General features: G+C 65.9%; 17 protein-coding genes. 12 read left to right on the top strand and 5 right to left on the bottom strand.

All coding sequences use genetic code 11. The annotated features are described in order from the left end of the window. Nucleotide 1 precedes the first annotated feature (1 nt). Together AX725_RS05250 and AX725_RS05245 are read right to left on the bottom strand one after the other, a co-directional pair. Nucleotides 2-1,054, bottom strand: a complete 1,053-nt coding sequence (locus tag AX725_RS05250) for a substrate-binding domain-containing protein (RefSeq protein WP_060977301.1) — start codon at nt 1,052-1,054, stop codon at nt 2-4. A gap of 204 nt (nt 1,055-1,258) precedes the next feature. Next, a complete protein-coding gene (locus AX725_RS05245; RefSeq protein WP_060977300.1) occupies nt 1,259-2,557 on the bottom strand; it encodes an ATP-binding protein in 1,299 nt (432 codons plus the stop codon). Between the two features lie 214 nt (nt 2,558-2,771). Here AX725_RS05245 and AX725_RS05240 point away from each other — a divergent pair, with 214 nt between their 5' ends. The 4 genes from AX725_RS05240 to AX725_RS05225 all read left to right on the top strand — a co-directional run bounded on the left by AX725_RS05240 (nt 2,772) and on the right by AX725_RS05225 (nt 5,528). Continuing rightward, nucleotides 2,772-3,179 carry a hypothetical protein gene (locus AX725_RS05240; RefSeq protein ID WP_081096919.1) on the top strand — a complete coding sequence of 136 codons (408 nt, stop codon included), beginning with the start codon at nt 2,772-2,774 and terminating at the stop codon, nt 3,177-3,179. A 15-nt stretch (nt 3,180-3,194) separates the two neighbouring features. Beyond that, on the top strand, nt 3,195-3,506 hold the full coding sequence (locus AX725_RS05235; RefSeq protein WP_060977222.1) for an HPr-rel-A system PqqD family peptide chaperone: 312 nt from the start codon (nt 3,195-3,197) through the stop codon (nt 3,504-3,506). Between the two features lie 97 nt (nt 3,507-3,603). After that, a complete protein-coding gene (locus AX725_RS05230) occupies nt 3,604-4,512 on the top strand; it encodes an HprK-related kinase A (RefSeq protein WP_060977298.1) in 909 nt (302 codons plus the stop codon). Then, a complete protein-coding gene (locus AX725_RS05225) occupies nt 4,509-5,528 on the top strand; it encodes a nucleotidyltransferase domain-containing protein (protein WP_060977221.1) in 1,020 nt (339 codons plus the stop codon). The genes AX725_RS05230 and AX725_RS05225 overlap by 4 nt, the downstream gene beginning before the upstream one ends. A gap of 130 nt (nt 5,529-5,658) precedes the next feature. Here AX725_RS05225 and AX725_RS05220 read toward each other — a convergent pair whose 3' ends face one another. Further along, nucleotides 5,659-6,348, bottom strand: a complete 690-nt coding sequence (locus AX725_RS05220) for an HAD hydrolase-like protein (RefSeq protein WP_060977220.1) — start codon at nt 6,346-6,348, stop codon at nt 5,659-5,661. 95 nt (nt 6,349-6,443) lie between these two features. Here AX725_RS05220 and glmU point away from each other — a divergent pair, with 95 nt between their 5' ends. The 4 genes from glmU (at nt 6,444) to glmS (ending at nt 10,457) form a co-directional block, all read left to right on the top strand. Next, nucleotides 6,444-7,802, top strand: a complete 1,359-nt coding sequence (glmU, locus tag AX725_RS05215; protein ID WP_060977219.1) for a bifunctional UDP-N-acetylglucosamine diphosphorylase/glucosamine-1-phosphate N-acetyltransferase GlmU — start codon at nt 6,444-6,446, stop codon at nt 7,800-7,802. A 202-nt stretch (nt 7,803-8,004) separates the two neighbouring features. Further along, a complete protein-coding gene (locus AX725_RS05210; protein ID WP_060977218.1) occupies nt 8,005-8,250 on the top strand; it encodes a ribbon-helix-helix domain-containing protein in 246 nt (81 codons plus the stop codon). A 3-nt stretch (nt 8,251-8,253) separates the two neighbouring features. Then, nucleotides 8,254-8,619: a type II toxin-antitoxin system VapC family toxin gene (locus tag AX725_RS05205; RefSeq protein WP_060977217.1), complete on the top strand. Its 366-nt coding sequence runs from the start codon at nt 8,254-8,256 to the stop codon at nt 8,617-8,619. A gap of 14 nt (nt 8,620-8,633) precedes the next feature. After that, nucleotides 8,634-10,457 (top strand): glutamine--fructose-6-phosphate transaminase (isomerizing), encoded by a 1,824-nt coding sequence (gene glmS, locus AX725_RS05200; RefSeq protein ID WP_060977216.1) that lies wholly within the window; start codon nt 8,634-8,636, stop codon nt 10,455-10,457. A gap of 10 nt (nt 10,458-10,467) precedes the next feature. On the opposite strand, the gene AX725_RS05195 is transcribed toward glmS, so the two are convergent. Continuing rightward, a complete protein-coding gene (locus AX725_RS05195) occupies nt 10,468-11,376 on the bottom strand; it encodes a LysR family transcriptional regulator (RefSeq protein WP_060977215.1) in 909 nt (302 codons plus the stop codon). Nucleotides 11,377-11,547: 171 nt separating this feature from the next. Here AX725_RS05195 and AX725_RS05190 point away from each other — a divergent pair, with 171 nt between their 5' ends. The 4 genes from AX725_RS05190 to AX725_RS05175 are packed head-to-tail and all read left to right on the top strand — an operon-like array spanning nt 11,548 to nt 15,296. Further along, complete coding sequence (locus tag AX725_RS05190) at nt 11,548-12,450, top strand: dihydrodipicolinate synthase family protein (RefSeq protein WP_208597808.1); 903 nt, start codon at nt 11,548-11,550, stop codon at nt 12,448-12,450. A 4-nt stretch (nt 12,451-12,454) separates the two neighbouring features. Further along, nucleotides 12,455-13,645 carry an NAD(P)/FAD-dependent oxidoreductase gene (locus AX725_RS05185; RefSeq protein ID WP_060977214.1) on the top strand — a complete coding sequence of 397 codons (1,191 nt, stop codon included), beginning with the start codon at nt 12,455-12,457 and terminating at the stop codon, nt 13,643-13,645. Continuing rightward, on the top strand, nt 13,642-13,923 hold the full coding sequence (locus tag AX725_RS05180) for a (2Fe-2S)-binding protein (protein ID WP_060977213.1): 282 nt from the start codon (nt 13,642-13,644) through the stop codon (nt 13,921-13,923). Before AX725_RS05185 ends, AX725_RS05180 begins: the two co-directional genes overlap by 4 nt. Beyond that, entirely contained in the window at nt 13,920-15,296 is a 1,377-nt protein-coding gene (locus AX725_RS05175; RefSeq protein ID WP_060977212.1) for an FAD/NAD(P)-dependent oxidoreductase, read from the top strand. The genes AX725_RS05180 and AX725_RS05175 overlap by 4 nt, the downstream gene beginning before the upstream one ends. Before the next feature lie 25 nt (nt 15,297-15,321). Here the strand turns inward: AX725_RS05175 and AX725_RS05170 are convergent, their stop codons facing one another. Next, nucleotides 15,322-15,726 carry a RidA family protein gene (locus tag AX725_RS05170; protein ID WP_060977296.1) on the bottom strand — a complete coding sequence of 135 codons (405 nt, stop codon included), beginning with the start codon at nt 15,724-15,726 and terminating at the stop codon, nt 15,322-15,324. Nucleotides 15,727-15,737: the final 11 nt, after the last annotated feature.

The raw sequence follows: 15,737 nt of genomic DNA, 5'->3' as shown, positions 1-15,737 counted from the left end.
CTTATTTCAGGTCCGCGCCGTCGAGCGCGGTGAGCGACTTGATGCGACCGAGCATCTCGGTACGGGTCTTGTCGGGCGCGGCGATCAGGCCGATCCGGGTGAGATAGCCCTCGTGCTCCCCGCCGCGCAGGAATTCGGCGACGAATTCGCGCAGGCCCGGGATCACGTCGACATGCTTCTTCTTCACATAGATGTAGAGCGTGCGCGCGCCGGGATAGGTGCCGTTCTCGATCGTCGCATAGCTCGGTTCGACGCCGCCGATCGGCACGCCGCGCACGGTGTCGGCATTGTCGGCCAGATAGCTGTAGCTGAAGATGCCGACCGCATCGGGGTTGGTCGAAAGCTTCTGGACGATCAGGTTATCGTTCTCTCCGGTATCGGTATAGGCCTGGTCGGTGCGGATCGAGTGGCAGATGTCCTCGAACTTTTCCTTGTCGCTGTCCGACAGCGCCTTGATCGCGGGATCGGTCTTGCAGCCCTTTTCCATGATGATCTCTTCGAGCGCATCGCGCGTGCCCGAGGTGGCGGGCGGGCCGAAGATGTTGATCCGCGTATCGGGCAGCGCCGGATTGATATCCGGCCAGCGCATCGCGGTATTGGGGCCCTTGCCGAACGGCTGGGCGGCGAGCGCGGTGTAGAATTCCTCGACCGTGAGCGACAGCTTGGGTCCCTTGGTCGACTGGGCGAGCGCGATGCCGTCAAAACCGATCACGATCTCGATCACCCCGTCGACGCCATTGGCCTGGCAGCGTTCGAACTCGCTCTTCTTCATCCGGCGCGAGGCGTTGACGATGTCGGGCGTCTTCGCGCCGACGCCCGCGCAGAACAGCTCCACCCCGCCGCCAGTACCGGTCGATTCAAGGATGGGCGAACGGCGCTCGGGATCGAAATTGACGAATTCCTCCGCCACCTTCTTGGCAAAGGGGAAGACGGTGGATGAGCCGACGATGCGAATCTCGCTGCGGCTGCTGCCCTCGCTGGTCGACGCCGGGTCCTTGCATCCGGCCAGCAAAAGCGCCGGAAGGCAGGCAAAGGCGAGCTTCCTGATCAACACGTCGACCCCTCTCTGGGCAAGAACATCAGCCGCACGTCCGGCCATGAAGGCGGCGGCAGCGGACATGGCAGAATCGCGCGACGCGGATCATGCCTTTGCCTGGCCCCCTTCCGTTGAGGCCGTTAGGGAGGGGCCGTTGCCCGAACATGACAATCAGGTGACGCTTTTGTGACAGCGCTTCCGGCGGGTCCGGACGGTGGCGCCTCAGGCGGGCAGCGCGGGCTCGTCGGCCGGTGCGGAAGCATCGCCCTGAGCCCCGCGCGGATCGGCGGGCAGGGTGATGGTGATGGTCGTGCCCTTTTGGACTTCGCTGTCGATTTCCAGCCGGCCGCGGTGCCGCTCGACGATATGCTTCACGATCGACAGGCCGAGGCCCGTGCCGCCGATCGCGCGGCTGCGGCTCGAATCGACGCGATAGAAGCGCTCGGTCAAGCGCGGCAGATGCTCGGGCGCGATGCCTTCGCCGCAATCGCTGACCGAAAGCCGCAGCAGCGCTCCGTTGCGCGAGGCGCGCAGCCGCATCGTAACCGGCGTGCCAGCCTGGCCGTATTTCATGCTGTTCGACACGAGATTGTGCAGCAGCTGCGAAAGCTGCGCCCGGTCGCCGCGCAGCGGCGGCAGGTCGGGGCCGATATCGACGACAATATCCGCGCCGCGCTCGGGCTGGCTCTGGCGCAGCACAGACTGAACCTCGCGCATCAGATCGGGCAGGTCGACAGGCGTATCGGGCACGCGGAACTTCTCCGCCTCGATGCGCGAGAGCGAGATCAGGTCGTCGATCAGCTTCTGCATGCGATTGGCTTCGCGGAACATCACATTGAGGAAGCGAGCGCGGATCTCGGGATCGTCGCCAGCTTCCTTGTCTTCCAGCGTCTCGATAAAGCCCTTGATCGAGGCGAGCGGGGTGCGCAGCTCGTGGCTGGCATTGGCGACGAAATCGGTGCGCATCCGCTCGACCGCATAGACGCCCGAGCGATCCCAGAGGTGCAATATGCGTTCGCCGCCGGGCATGTCGCGCACCAGCATTTCCCAGCGCTGGTCGCGGCTGCCGATGCCGACCAGCTGGATCGGCCCTTCATTGGCCAGGCTCGCCTCTGCCAGCAGATCGGCCGCTGCCGGATGGCGGATGACCAGGCGGATATCCTCGCCGACGCAATATTCGCCCAGCAGCTTGCGCGCGGCGCTGTTGGCGCGGCGGACATTGGTGCCGGTCAGCACCAGCACCGGGTCGGCCAGCCCGTCGATAAAGCTGGTAAAATCGCGATGCTGGCTGATCGGCTTGACCTCGGGCTCGCGGATCGGGGCGGCGGCCTGGGGGTTGTGCTTGGCCGGGCTCGAAAGGTCGGCCATGATGACGATCGCAACGATGCCTGCGGCGAAGCAGATCATCGCCTGCTCCATGCCGTTTGTGCCGAACTGGCTGATCGCGACCCCTGCGCCCAGCACTGCTGTCGCGAGGAGGAAGCGGCCGCCGTTCAGTCCCGTTCCGCTGGCCTGTCCCATGTCGCGCGGGCTATACCAGCCTTGGCTGGGCCGCGCCATCGATGATCGGGGCGGTGCGCATTTTCATGGCGGTGGCTTGCCTTGTCCCGGCAAAGGACAGCCGATCAAAGGCCTTGCCTTTGCGCCGGTGACGGGTCTTTAGTCTTTTCGGCCGATATTTGCGCTGCGATTTTGCGCGTTTGGGACGATGAAGATGCACGCTGACGACAGCAACATGGATGGCTCCACCCCCAGCGATTCGGGTGTTGGACCTGCGCCTGTCGATGCGGCCCGCAGGACGCTGCTGATCGGGGCCGTCGCCACATCGGCCGTGGTCAGCATCCGCCCCGCGCTGGCACAGACCGCAGGATCGGTGCTCAACTGCCAGATCCCGGTGCCCGAGCGCGGCAAGGGCATGTATATCGACCCCACCGGCAAGCTGGTGACGCCCGACACGCCTGGCGCCTTTCCGCCGTCGCCGCGCGACTTTACCGGGGAAGAGGTGCGCAAGGCGCTGCAGGGCAGCAACCTGCCGGGCACCACGCGCGAACAGTCGCAGGCTTATCTCAACTATATCCGCAAGCTGCAGAACGGGCAGAGCGGCTTTACCTGCTATGCTTCGCTGCAGATGCCGCGCCGCTGACCCGAGGCGCAGGCGGTGAGCGAGCGTGCCTATGCTGCCTTGCCCGGCCATGCGCTCAAGCGCGTAAGGCTCGGCGGGCTGGAGGCGATCTATCACGCGCCTTCGGGCATCACGCATCTGCTGGCCGAACCCGTGCCCGAACTGCTCGATGCGCTGGATGCTGTCGGAGCAGGCACATTTGTCACAGCTGAGCGGCTCGTCGCGCAGATCGCCAGGCGATTCGATCTGCTCGGTGACGACCCGCAGGAGCGTCCCGAAACGGTACTTGGTGAGCGGCTGGCAGAGCTTGCCGCGCTGGGACTGGTGCGCGTGCGCGCGCAGGCGTGACACACTTGCATCAGCGCGATGTAAATCCGCATCGCTCGAGGGCATAGGCCCCCGTTTCCATTTTGTCCGCAGGGCCGCAAACGATATGGCACTTGCCATGCGCCATGCCTGTTTCATCACTGTCGGACCGGCCCGATTCCGCATCGGCAGCGATTGGCGCGCGCCGATCGATCAGCTGCGCGCGCTATATGCCGACTATCCGATGGAAGAGGTGGTGCCCGATTTCACGGTGCGGCTGCAGGCAACATCCGCGCTGCGCCGCTATGTCCGCCCGCAGGTCGCCATTGCGGGCGATTTCACGCTACCTGATGCGCTGCCATTGCCGCTGGAACAGGGGCTGCTTGCAGCGGAAATGGCGATGAACCTGCAAATGGCGCTGGGCTGGCGGCGGCATCTGCTGCTTCACGCCAGCGCCGTGTCGCGTCAGGGCCGGGCTGTCGTGATGACCGGGCTGTCGGGCGCGGGAAAGTCGACGCTGTCGGCGCTGCTCGCCGAACGCGGCTGGCGCTTCCTCGGCGACGAATTCGTCCTGCTCGATCCCGATAGCGGCAAAATCGCGCCGTTTCCGCGCCCGGTGAGCCTCAAGAACCAGGCGATCGCAGCGATGGAGCGCGAGGTCGATGACGAGACGCGCTTCGGCCCGGTGCTGCGCGATACGCCCAAGGGCACCATCCGCCACCTGCGCCCGCGCACCGAATGGATCGAGCAGATGGCGCGCGAGACAAGGCCTGGCCTGCTGCTCTTCCCGCGCTTCGGCTTCCCTCGCGCGGTGCGCCGCATGGACGAGGCGGAGAGCTTCGTGCGCCTGACCCAGGCGTCGACCAATTATGTCGCTTTGGGCGAGCGCGGCTTCGATGCGCTTACCGGCTTCGTGCGCTCGGTTCCCGCCTGCGCGATCGACTATGCCACCGGCGACGAGGGCGTCGAACTGGTCGAACGACTCTGGTCCGAACAGGGGGCCAGAATGGGGGGCCAGTTTGGAGACGGGGCGGCCGCAGCGGCATGATCGACGGCTGGTCGGTTGCGCGCGCGCTCACCGATCCCGCATCGGTCGCCCGGCTCGATGCCGCCGGCTGGACGCGGCTGCTGTCCACTGCCCGTGCGCTGTCGCTGATCGGAACGCTGGCCGAGATCATGGCCGACCAGCCAGTGCCTTTCCCCACGGCGCGGGTGCTTGCCGATGTGCGGCTTTCCAACCAGGCCGGGCTGCGCCAGGCCTTGTGGGAAGCCGAATGCGCGCAGATGGCGCTGGCCTGCTATCCGGGTCGCGTCATTCTGCTCAAGGGCACCGCCTTTGCCGCTGCCGGGCTCGATGCCGCCATGGGGCGGTCGATCGGCGATCTCGACATTCTCGTCGCGCGCGAAGGGCTCGATCAGGTCGAGGCGTCGTTGCTGCAGGCGGGCTGGGAATGGGTCAAGCCCGATCCCTATGACGATGCCTATTACCGGCAATGGATGCACGAGCTGCCGCCGCTGATCCATGGCGAGCGCGACCGGATGATCGACGTGCACCACACCATCCTGCCGCTGACCGCCGGGCCGAAGCCCGATGCCGCGGCGCTGATCGCCGATGCGCGGGAGCTGTCGTCGGGCCTGTATGTGCTCTCGCCTGAGGACATGATCTGCCATGCCGCCGCACACCTGATCGCCGATGGCGATTTGTCGGGGGGCATGCGCAACCTGTGGGACATCGACCGGCTGGTGCGGCAGTTCGTGGCGGAGGACGCCGGCTTTTCAGACCGGCTGGCGGAGCGGGCGAGGCTGCACGGACTGACACGGCCGGTGGAACGCGCGTTGCGGCTGACCTATCGCCTTTTCGGTACGCCCGCCATCTGGCCGATCCGTCCGGCAGTTACCGACGCCCTGTTCCTGCGCCGGATCACGGCGGTCGATGGCTGGGGGCGCAAGACGCGCAAGCTGACGCGCCAGGGCTTCTATATGCGCTCGCACCTGCTGCGCATGCCGCCGGCGATGCTGGCGCGCCATCTGTGGACCAAATGGCGCAAGGGGCATCGCGGGTAGACTGCACCTCCGCGAGTAGGCAAAAATCTTCGTTTGTCCCGAGCGAAGTCGAGGGACCCATGTTTGAACGGTTGCGATCACGTCCCTCGACTTCGCTCGGGACAAACGGCTGGGTCCGATACTGAACGGCCTATTTCGCCGCAATCCGCTCCAGCGTGGGGATGAACTCGTCATAATGGTCGATGATCGCATCCGCACCCAGTTCGTCCACCGGCTGGTGCAGGAAGCCGAAGCTGACCGCGACGCACGGAATGCCGGCATTGTGCGCGGCCATCACGTCGTAGATGCTGTCACCGATGAACGCTGCGGGAGTCGCTCCTGGCTCGCCGCCGCAGCGGCGGATCATCTCGTCGATCGGCGCGCGGTCTGGCTTGGACTTGCCCTTGCCCATGGTGTCGCCGCCGATGACGCAGGCGAACCGGTCGATCAGCCCGACCTCGGTCAGCAGCTTGACCGCGAACCGCTCGTACTTGTTGGTGACGATGGTCATTTTCACGCCCATCGCATCGAACCGCGCCATGCAATCCAGCAGGCCGGGATAAGGTGGGGAGCCGCTGCCCAGATTCTCGCCATAATGGTCGAGCAGGATCGGCAGATACTCGCGCAGCGCTTGCGGATCGCTATTGCCGGCACGCTCCAGGCCCACCTGCAGCATGTGCTTGGCACCCAGGCCCACCATTGGCTTGATCTCTTCCTGGGTGAGCGGCGGCAAGCCGGCGAGGCCCAGCGTGTGATTGACCGAAACGGTCAGTTCGGGGCTGGTATCGAGCAGCGTACCATCGAGATCAAAGCCAATGATTTGGTAGGGAAAGTCTGTCATGGGGCAGTGCATCGCCCGAAAAAGGTGGCGGATGCAAGCAGTTCGTGCCAAGGGTAAATACGATCTGCTTTGGGAAACGCGGAGAACGTTACGAAATGGCTGAGCAGCCGCTGGCAGCAATCATTCTGGCAGCGGGCCAGGGAACGCGCATGAAATCGGAGCTGCACAAGGTGCTCCATCCGATAGCAGGGCAACCCATGCTGCATCATCTGCTAGACAGCCTGGAGGCGGCGGGGGCCGCTCGCCAGGTGGTCGTGGTGGGGGCGCGTCGCGAACAGGTGGAGGCCTCGGTCGCGCCGCGCGGTGTGGACATAGCGCATCAGGCCGAACAGCTTGGTACGGCGCATGCCGCATTGCAGGCAAAGCATGCATTGGCGGGGTTCGACGGCATCGCGATCGTCTGTTTCGGCGATACGCCTTTTCTGCGCCCTGAGACCATTGCCAGGCTCAGCGACCGGTTGCTCGCCGAAGATGGCCCACGTGTCGCGGTGCTGGGCTTCGTGCCTGAGGACGCCAAGGCCTATGGCCGGATCATCGCCGATGCCACAGGTTCGATCTCGAAAATGGTCGAGTTCAAGGACGCGACCGATGCCGAGCGCGCGGTCAGGCTGTGCAATTCGGGCGTTACCGCCGTGCGCACCACCGATCTTTGGCCGCTGCTCGAACGCGTCGGCAACGACAATGCGGCGGGTGAATATTATCTGCCCGACATCATCATGCTGGCGCTGGCCGATGGCGACGGGGCGGTGGTGGTCGAGACCGATCCCGACGAACTGATCGGCATCAACAGCCGCGCCGAACTGGCGGAAGCCGAAAGCATCTGGCAGGCCCGTCGACGGGCGCAGGCGATGGCTGATGGCGCAAGCCTGATCGCGCCTGAAACCGTGTGGTTCGCACATGATACCGTTGTCGGGCGCGATGTCGTGATCGAGCCCAATGTCGTGTTCGGCCCCGGCGTGACCATCGCCGACAATGTGGTGATCCACGCCTTCAGCCATATCGAAGGGGCGACCATCGCCAGCGGCTGCACCGTCGGCCCGTTCGCGCGGCTCCGCCCCGGCGCGGACATGCGTGAAGGCGCGAAGGTCGGCAATTTCGTCGAGATGAAGAAGGCGGTGCTGGGGCCGGGGGCCAAGGCGAACCATCTGACCTATCTGGGCGATGCCACGGTCGGCGCGAACGCCAATATCGGCGCGGGCACGATCACCTGCAATTATGACGGCTATTTCAAATACCAGACCGTCATTGGCGAAAACGCGTTCATCGGATCGAACAGCGCGCTGATCGCCCCGGTCAGGATCGGCCGCGATGCGATCGTGGCAGCGGGCAGCGCGGTATCGCGCGACGTCGCCGATGGCGAGTTGCGCCTGGTCCGCGCCGAGCAGCTGGTCAAGCCCGGCTGGGCCGACCGCTTTCACGACGCGATGCGCAAGAAGAAGCGCGAGGGGAAGTGAGGGGGCATCCGCTCTTCCCGGTTTTTGTGGCGTGCTTGGTGTTGCTTGCTGGCATCGTGTTGACGGTGTGGCGCGTGGTTGCTTGCGAAACATCTGGTGGGGTAATCACTTCGGCCACCCGGTTTGGCCAGTGCGCCATGCCTTGACATGATATCATGATATGATATCAGTATATCATCGCCGTTCTGGAGATGACGATCGCATGCGCATACTGACCGAAATCCCCGACGAAGATATCGAGAAGCTCGATGCGATTGCGGCGAAGAGCAGTACGTCGCGGGCAGCCACCATTCGCGAGGCGGTGAAGCTGTATCTGGTTCAGAACGGGGATGACCGCAGCTGGATTCAGCGCGGTGCGGGCTACTGGAAAGATCGCGATGATATCGGCGACGCGGTCGAATATCAGCGCGCCATGCGCGAAGACCGCCGCAGCTATGATGATATCTGATCCGTGTCCGATCCTTTTTTTGATACGAACATCCTCATCGACTGGTTGAAGGACAGAACGCCAGCCATTTCGGAGCTGTCGCGCTATCGCCATCACCGGATCAGCAGGATCGTCTGGACCGAAGTGCTGGCAGGCGAACCGCTGGAAAAACGCGATACCATTCGTCATCTGTTGTCGCCGTTCGACGTGGTCGAAATCGATCAGCGTATCGCCTCCGCGGCAGCCGATATCCGTTTTCGCACCAGGATGAAGCTGATGGACGCCTATATCCTGGCGACCGCTCAGGTGAACGGGGCGATCCTGATTACACGAAATACCAAGGACTTCCCGGCAGAGATGCCGGGCATCCGCGTTCCCTATCTGCTTTGAAAGGCCCATCGTAAATGTGTGGTATCGTTGGAATTCTCGCCCGTCGTGACGTTGTGGGCGATCTGGTCGATGGCCTGAAGCGCATGGAATATCGCGGTTATGATTCGGCCGGGGTCTGCACGGTGCACGATGGCCAGCTGGTGCGGCGGCGCGCCGAGGGCAAGCTGCGCAACCTGGTCGACGTGCTCGCGCGCGATCCGGCACCCGGCCATGTCGGTATCGCGCACACCCGCTGGGCAACGCATGGCGCGCCGACCACCGCCAATGCGCACCCGCATGCGACCGGCGAGGTGGCGCTGGTGCACAATGGCATCATCGAGAACTTCAAATCGCTGCGCGATGAACTGATCGCACGCGGCCGTACCTTCGAGAGCGAGACCGATACCGAGGTCGTCGCGCATCTGGTGAGCGAGCGGATCGAGGCTGGCGACAGCCCGCAGGATGCGGTCAAGGCGGTGTTGCCCCAGTTGCGCGGCGCGTTTGCGCTCGCCATTGCCTTTCGCCAGCATCCCGATCTGCTGATCGGCGCGCGTCTGGGATCGCCGCTCGTGCTCGGCTATGGCGAGGATGAGGCCTATCTGGGATCGGACGCGCTGGCGCTCGCGCCGCTGACGCAGCGCATCGCCTATCTGGAAGAGGGCGACTGGGTCGTACTGACCCGTGAGGGCGCGCAGGTCTATGATGCCGACAACCAGCCGGTCGAGCGCGAGATCACCCTGTCGGGCGTCACCGGAGCGCTCATCGACAAGGGCAATCACCGCCATTTCATGCAGAAGGAAATCTTCGAGCAGCCGGTGGTCGTGGCGCAGACGCTGCAGAGCTATATCCGCTCGGTCGAGCAGCAGGTGGCGCTGCCGCAGATGGACTTCGCGCTTTCGGATATCGAGCGGGTGACGATCATCGCCTGCGGCACCGCCTCCTATGTCGGGCTGATCGGCAAATACTGGATCGAGCAACTCGCACGCGTTCCGGTCGAGGTCGATGTCGCTTCGGAGTTCCGCTATCGCGACCCCGTGCTGACGCCGAACATGCTGGGCGTGGTCGTCTCGCAATCGGGCGAGACGGCCGACACGCTGGCGGCCTTGCGCCATATGAAAGCGGGCGGCGTGACCACGGCCGGCATCATCAACGTGCCGACCAGCTCGATGGCGCGCGAGGTCGATCTGCTGCTGCCGACGCATGCCGGGCCCGAGATCGGCGTCGCCTCGACCAAGGCGTTCACCTGCCAGCTGGCGGTGATGGCGGCGCTGGCGGTCAACCTTGCGCGCGCCAAGGGCAGGCTCGATGCGGCGGAAGAGGCCGAGATCGTGCGGCACCTGATCGAGGCGCCTGCCGCGATTAACGCCGCGCTGGCGCACGATGCCGAGATCGAGGCGATGGCGCACACCATCGCGCAGGCGCGCGACGTGCTGTATCTGGGCCGCGGCCCCGATTATGCGCTGGCGCTCGAAGGCGCGCTCAAGCTCAAGGAAATCAGCTATATCCATGCCGAAGGCTATGCCGCGGGCGAGATGAAGCACGGACCAATCGCCTTGATCGACGAAGCGGTACCGATCATCGTCATCGCGCCTTCGGGTCCGCTGTTCGAGAAGACCGTGAGCAACATGCAGGAGGTCCGCGCGCGCGGCGGCAAGGTGGTGCTGATCTCTGACGCAGACGGCCTGGCGGAAGCGGGTGAGGGGTGCCTCGCAACGATCGAGATGCCCAGCGTGCACCCGCTGATCGCGCCTTTGGTCTATGCCGTGCCTGTGCAGCTGCTCGCCTATCACGTCGCCGTCGCCAAGGGCACCGATGTCGATCAGCCCAGGAACCTCGCGAAATCCGTTACCGTGGAGTGACGGTGGAGCCCTAGCGGCTGGCGGTGGCCGCCCATCGCGCCATGCCCGATTCGAACGCGGTGAGCAGCCTTCGCGGTGCGCTTTCGAGCTGACGGCCGATCCGCGTGATCAGGCTGACCGTGACCGTGTCGATCGTCTCGTCGAGCGGGATGGCGAGCAGCCGCCCGTCGGCGATCTCGGGCCGCGCGGAAAATTCGGGCAGCACAGTGGTGACGCTGCCCGTTGCCGCCAGATCGCGCATTGCCTGGATCGAGTTGATGACGATCGCCGGCTCCAGGAACAGCCGCTGTCGCGCTTCGGCGGTGCGCAGCAGCTGGCGGATGAGGAAATCCTCCGGCCCCAGACAGATCGGGTGCTGCACCAGATCGGCGAGCGAGACGCGTGCCATGCCTGCCAGCGGATGCGTCGGCGCGACCATGACGCGCAGCGGTTCGTTCACCGAAATGCGCACGCGGATATTCGGCTCGGCCGGGGTGTAGAGCACCAGCCCGAAATGCGCTTCGTCCGCCAGCACGCTGCGCACGATCGCGGTGGACGAGGTCACGTTGCTCAGCACCTGCACCTGCGGGTGCTCGCGGTGGAAGCGGTCAATCAACTGGTTGAAAAAGGGGCCGAGAAAGCCCTCGCCCACGCCCAGGCTGACCATGCCGGTGCGTGCCTCGCGCAATTCTTCCATTCGCATCGAGAGCGATTCGCGGCTGGCCATCAGCGAACGGTAATGCTCGATCGCCAGCTCGCCCGCCTGGGTCAGCTGGATCGTGCGGCGGCCGCGCTCGAACAGCGGCATGCCATATTCGAGCTCCAGCTGCGCAACCTGGCGGCTGATCGACGAGGCGGCCACGCCCAGCCGGTCGCCTGCGGCGCGCATCGACCCGGCCATCACGGTTTCGTAGAGGTAACGCAATGCTATATCGGACATGGATCATTCCCTAGAGCCGATGGGGCATGGAAAGCTTGTCGCTTAGTGTTGCCTGATACGCAATGACAATTGGCCTGCGTTGCTATTGATGAAGCACAAGACATCGGCGCAGGGTGACGAGAACACAATTTCCTGGGGGAGTTGCCGAAGGTGGCAGACAAGCGGTCGAGAGTGAACTGGCGGGGTTATCTGCCCGCCATCGTGACGCCGTTCAGCGATGATGGCGCGCTCGATCCGCAGCGGCTGGGCGCGTATCTGGAATGGCTACTGGCCGAGGGGATGCACGGCCTGGTGATCGGCGGCACCACCGGCGAATGGACTAGCCTCTCGCCTGCCGAGCGGCGCGACCTGTTCTCGCTGGTCGGCGCGCAGATGAAGGGCCGGTTGCCGATCATTGCAGGCTGCACCAGCTTCACGCCGCAGGACAGCATCGAACTTGCCCGCCATGCCCGCGATTGCGGCTTCGATGGCATATTGCTGACCCCGCCGCCTTATGTACGCCCGTCCGAAGAGGAGTTGTTCCGGTTCTACAAGACCGTGTCGGACGCCAATGTGCTGCCGATCTGCGTGTATAACTGGCCGCCCGGTACGGGCATCGACATGCCGCCCGAGCTGCTGGCGCGGATTGCCGGGCTGGACGGCGTGGTCGCGCTGAAGCAATCGACCGGCAGGCTCGATCTTTTCGTCAAGACCTTCTTCATGTTGCGCGAAACTGTGCGTATCTTCGGCTTCGCGATGGACGAACACGGACTGACCCTGCTGAACGGCGCCGGTGGCGATGGCACGATGGGCGCTGGCGGCGTGCTCGGCCGCGACCAGCCCGATTTCTACAACCATCTCTGGGCCGGAAATCTCGACGCCGCACGTGCTTGCGGGGCGAAGGACCGGATGATCCTCGACCAGTGGTACACGCCCGATCTGGTCGGCCGGTTCGGCTCGGGCCCGGCCGTGCTCAAGGCCGCCTTTGCCGCGCTCGGCATGCCGGTGGGCGGGGTGCGTGCGCCGCTGATCGATGTCGACGCGCATGGCCGTGCCCAGGTGGAAGCGACGCTGCGCCAGGCCGGCAAGCTGTGAGCGGATGACCGCTCTCGATGTTCTCATCGTCGGCGGCGGATTGACCGGCTGCGCCACCGCCTGGCATCTGGCGGAGCGTGGGGCCAGCGTCATGCTGGTCGAGGCGGGCGAACTCAATGGCGGGGCCTCGGGCCAGAATGCGGGCTCGCTGCATTTCCAGATCGAACGGCGCTTTCTCGAGAACGGGCCCGCGCTGGCCGAGCAGGCGAGCCGGGTGCTCGCGCTCAACCGGCTCGCCATCCAGGACTGGCGTGCGCTCGATCAGCAGTTCGGCCCGGCGATGGAGATCGTCATGCATGGCGGGCTGATGGTCGCCGAGAGCGATGCCGAGGTGGCGCTGATCGAGCGCAAGGCCGCGCGCGAGGCGGAATTCGGCGTGCCGACCGAGTTGCTCGATGGCGCCGGCGTGGCCGCGATCGCGCCCTATCTGTCACCCGGCATCCGCGCCGCCACCTGGCTCGCCGATGAAGGCCATGCCAACCCGCGCACCATCACCCGGCTGCTCGCCGCGCGCGCGATCGAAAGCGGCGCTGAGGTGCGCTCACACACACGGCTCGCCGATGTCGGCCGGTCGGCAAGCGGCTTTCAGGTCACATTGGCCAGTGGCGAGGGGCGCGAGCAGGTCCGCGCCGACCGCGTGCTGCTCGCCACCGGCGCTGCAACCATGAGGACCGGCGTGCTGTTCAATCTACACCTGCCGGTCTTCCCGGCAGGGCTGACGATGACCGCGACCGAGCGGACCGCACCGATGATCGGCCATCTGGTGCAGCATGTCGGGCGGCGACTGTCGATGAAACAGGCCGAAAGCGGCAACATCCTGATCGGCGGCGGCTGGGCCTCGCGGTTGCAGCGCGCCGACACGGGCTTCGACCTTTCGCGGCCCGCGACGATCAATCCCGAGGCGTTGCGCGCGAACCTCAAGGCAGCGGCCGATACCGTGCCGGGCGTCGCCGCGCTCAACATCATCCGCAGCTGGACGGGCATCGTCGCATTGACTGCGGATCAGCTGCCGCTGGTCGGTGCGGTGAGCCGGGTGCCCGGCCTCTATGTCGCAGCAGGCGGATCGGGCTTCACCCTGGGGCCGACCTTCGCGCGGCTGCTCGCCGCCGAAATGGCGGGCGAGTGTGGCGGCGACGGCGAACTCGCGCTGTTCAGCCCCGACCGGTTCGATCATCTGAACGGGTTCATGGGATGAGCCACCGGATCGCCAGCCACCATCCCGAGCCGATCCTCATCCGCGTCGATGGCGCGGAGGTGACCGCACTGCCCGGCGAGATGCTCGCCTCGGCGCTGCTCGCGGCGGACAAGCCGGTGTTCCGCGCCGATCTGGAGGGCCAGGCGCGCGGCATGTTCTGCAACATGGGAACCTGCGGCGAATGCTTCGTGACGGTGGATGTGCCGGGGCGAACGGCAAGGCGGCTGCGGGCCTGCCTGGTTCCGGTCGAGCCCGGCATGGAGGTGCGGCGCGGATGAGCGAGATGTTCGACCTGGCCATCATCGGCGGTGGTCCTGCCGGACAGGCAGCAGCCGAGATCGCCTGTGCGGCGGGCCTCGGCGTCGTCGTGCTCGACGAGCAGCCCCGGATGGGCGGGCAGATCCTGCGCCAGCCGCCTGCGACATTGGGCGTGCGCGACTGGCTGCCCGGCGCGACCTATGACGATCTCAAGGCGCAGCTCCACCGCACCGAGGCGCTGGACGGGCTCGACTGGCGCGGCGGTATCTCGGTGCTCGGGCTGTTCCGACAGGCAGATGGTTTTCAGCTGCTGGCAACGGACCGCGACGGACGGATGACGATTGCCGCGCGCCGGGTGCTGGTCGCGGCGGGATGCTATGACATGCCGACTGCCTTTCCCGGCTGGACGCTCCCCGGCGTGATGAGCGCGGGCGGGGTGCAGGCGTTCCTCAAGAGCCAGCAGGTCGTGCCGGGCAAGCGCTTCGTGCTGGCGGGCACGCATCCGCTGCAACTGCTCGTCGCCGATCAGCTGCGCAAGGCCGGGGCCGATGTCGCCGGCGTGCATTTCGCGCAAGGGCTGGGTGCGATGGCGGGCCAGCTGCTGCGCGATCCGCTGCTGCCGCTCGGCAACTTGCGCCCGTTTCGCGATGCCGCTGCGGCCTTTGCGAACTTGCGGCGCGCGGGCGTGCCTGTGCGCTTCGGGCAGCGGCTGGTCCGTGCGAGAGGCAGCGAGCGGCTCGAGGCGGCGGAATTCGCCGATGGCAGCAGAATCGCCTGCGATGTGCTCGCCACCTGTTACGGATTCCTGCCCCAGGCCGATCTGCCGCGTCAGGCGGGCTGCGCGATGCAGCGCTGCGAGCGCACCGGCGGTATCGCGGCCAAGGTTGATCGCTGGCAGCGCAGCAGTGTGCAAGGCCTCAGCGCGGCGGGCGAGACGACCGGGGTGGCCGGGGCAGAGATCGCGCTGCGCGAAGGGCGGCTGGCGGCGATAGGGATTCTTCTGGCCGATGGGTTGCTGAGCGAAAGCGAGGCAGAGATGCGCGCCGCGCCGACCCGTCGCGAACTGGCGAAATTGCAGCGCTTTGCCGATCTGCTCGCCCGCATCGCCGATCCGCGCGCGGCGATCGCGGGGCTCGCCGACGATGCCACGATCCTGTGCCGCTGCGAGGATGTGACGCGCGGCGCGCTGATCCGCGCGATCAGGGCGACTGCAGGGCCCGAGGATGCAAGCGCACTCAAGCTCGTGTCGCGCGCAGGCATGGGCGTGTGCCAGGGCCGGTCGTGCGAGCATGCGGTGCGCGCGCTGCTCGCCGAACATGGGGCGGCGCCGGGCGGCGGCTTTACCGCCCGCTTCCCGGCGCGTCCGGTGGCGATTGCCGATCTGATCGACTGACGTCCGACCAGATCGACAAGGGCGGTCAGCCGATCGCTGCGGTCGCCTCGATCTCGATCAGGAAATCGGGCATGGCGAGCGCCGCGACGCCGATCAGCGTGTTGGGTGCAGGCACGCCCCCATCGTAGAATGCACCGATCTCGGGCAGCACCACGCCCAGCTTGTCGGGGCTGTGATCGACGATATAGGTGCGCAGCCGCACGACATCGGCCGGGGTCGCACCTGCAGCCTCCAGCACGGCCTTGAGATTGGCGAGCGCCTGGCGGGTCTGCGCGGCGAGATCGCCTGGACCCACGACGTTGCAGTCCTTGTCCCAGGCGACCTGGCCGGCGAGGTGGATGGTCCTGCCGCCGTCCTGCACCGTCGCGTGGGAAAAGCCGAACCCGGTGCTTTCGTAAAGCGAGGGCGGGTTGAGGCGGGTATTGGACATGGCAGGCTCCT

The sequence above is a fragment of the Blastomonas sp. CCH9-A1 genome, from assembly GCF_001557175.1.
Taxonomy (GTDB): Bacteria; Pseudomonadota; Alphaproteobacteria; order Sphingomonadales; family Sphingomonadaceae; genus Blastomonas; species Blastomonas delafieldii_A.
This window is presented reverse-complemented; position numbering and strand designations above follow the sequence as displayed.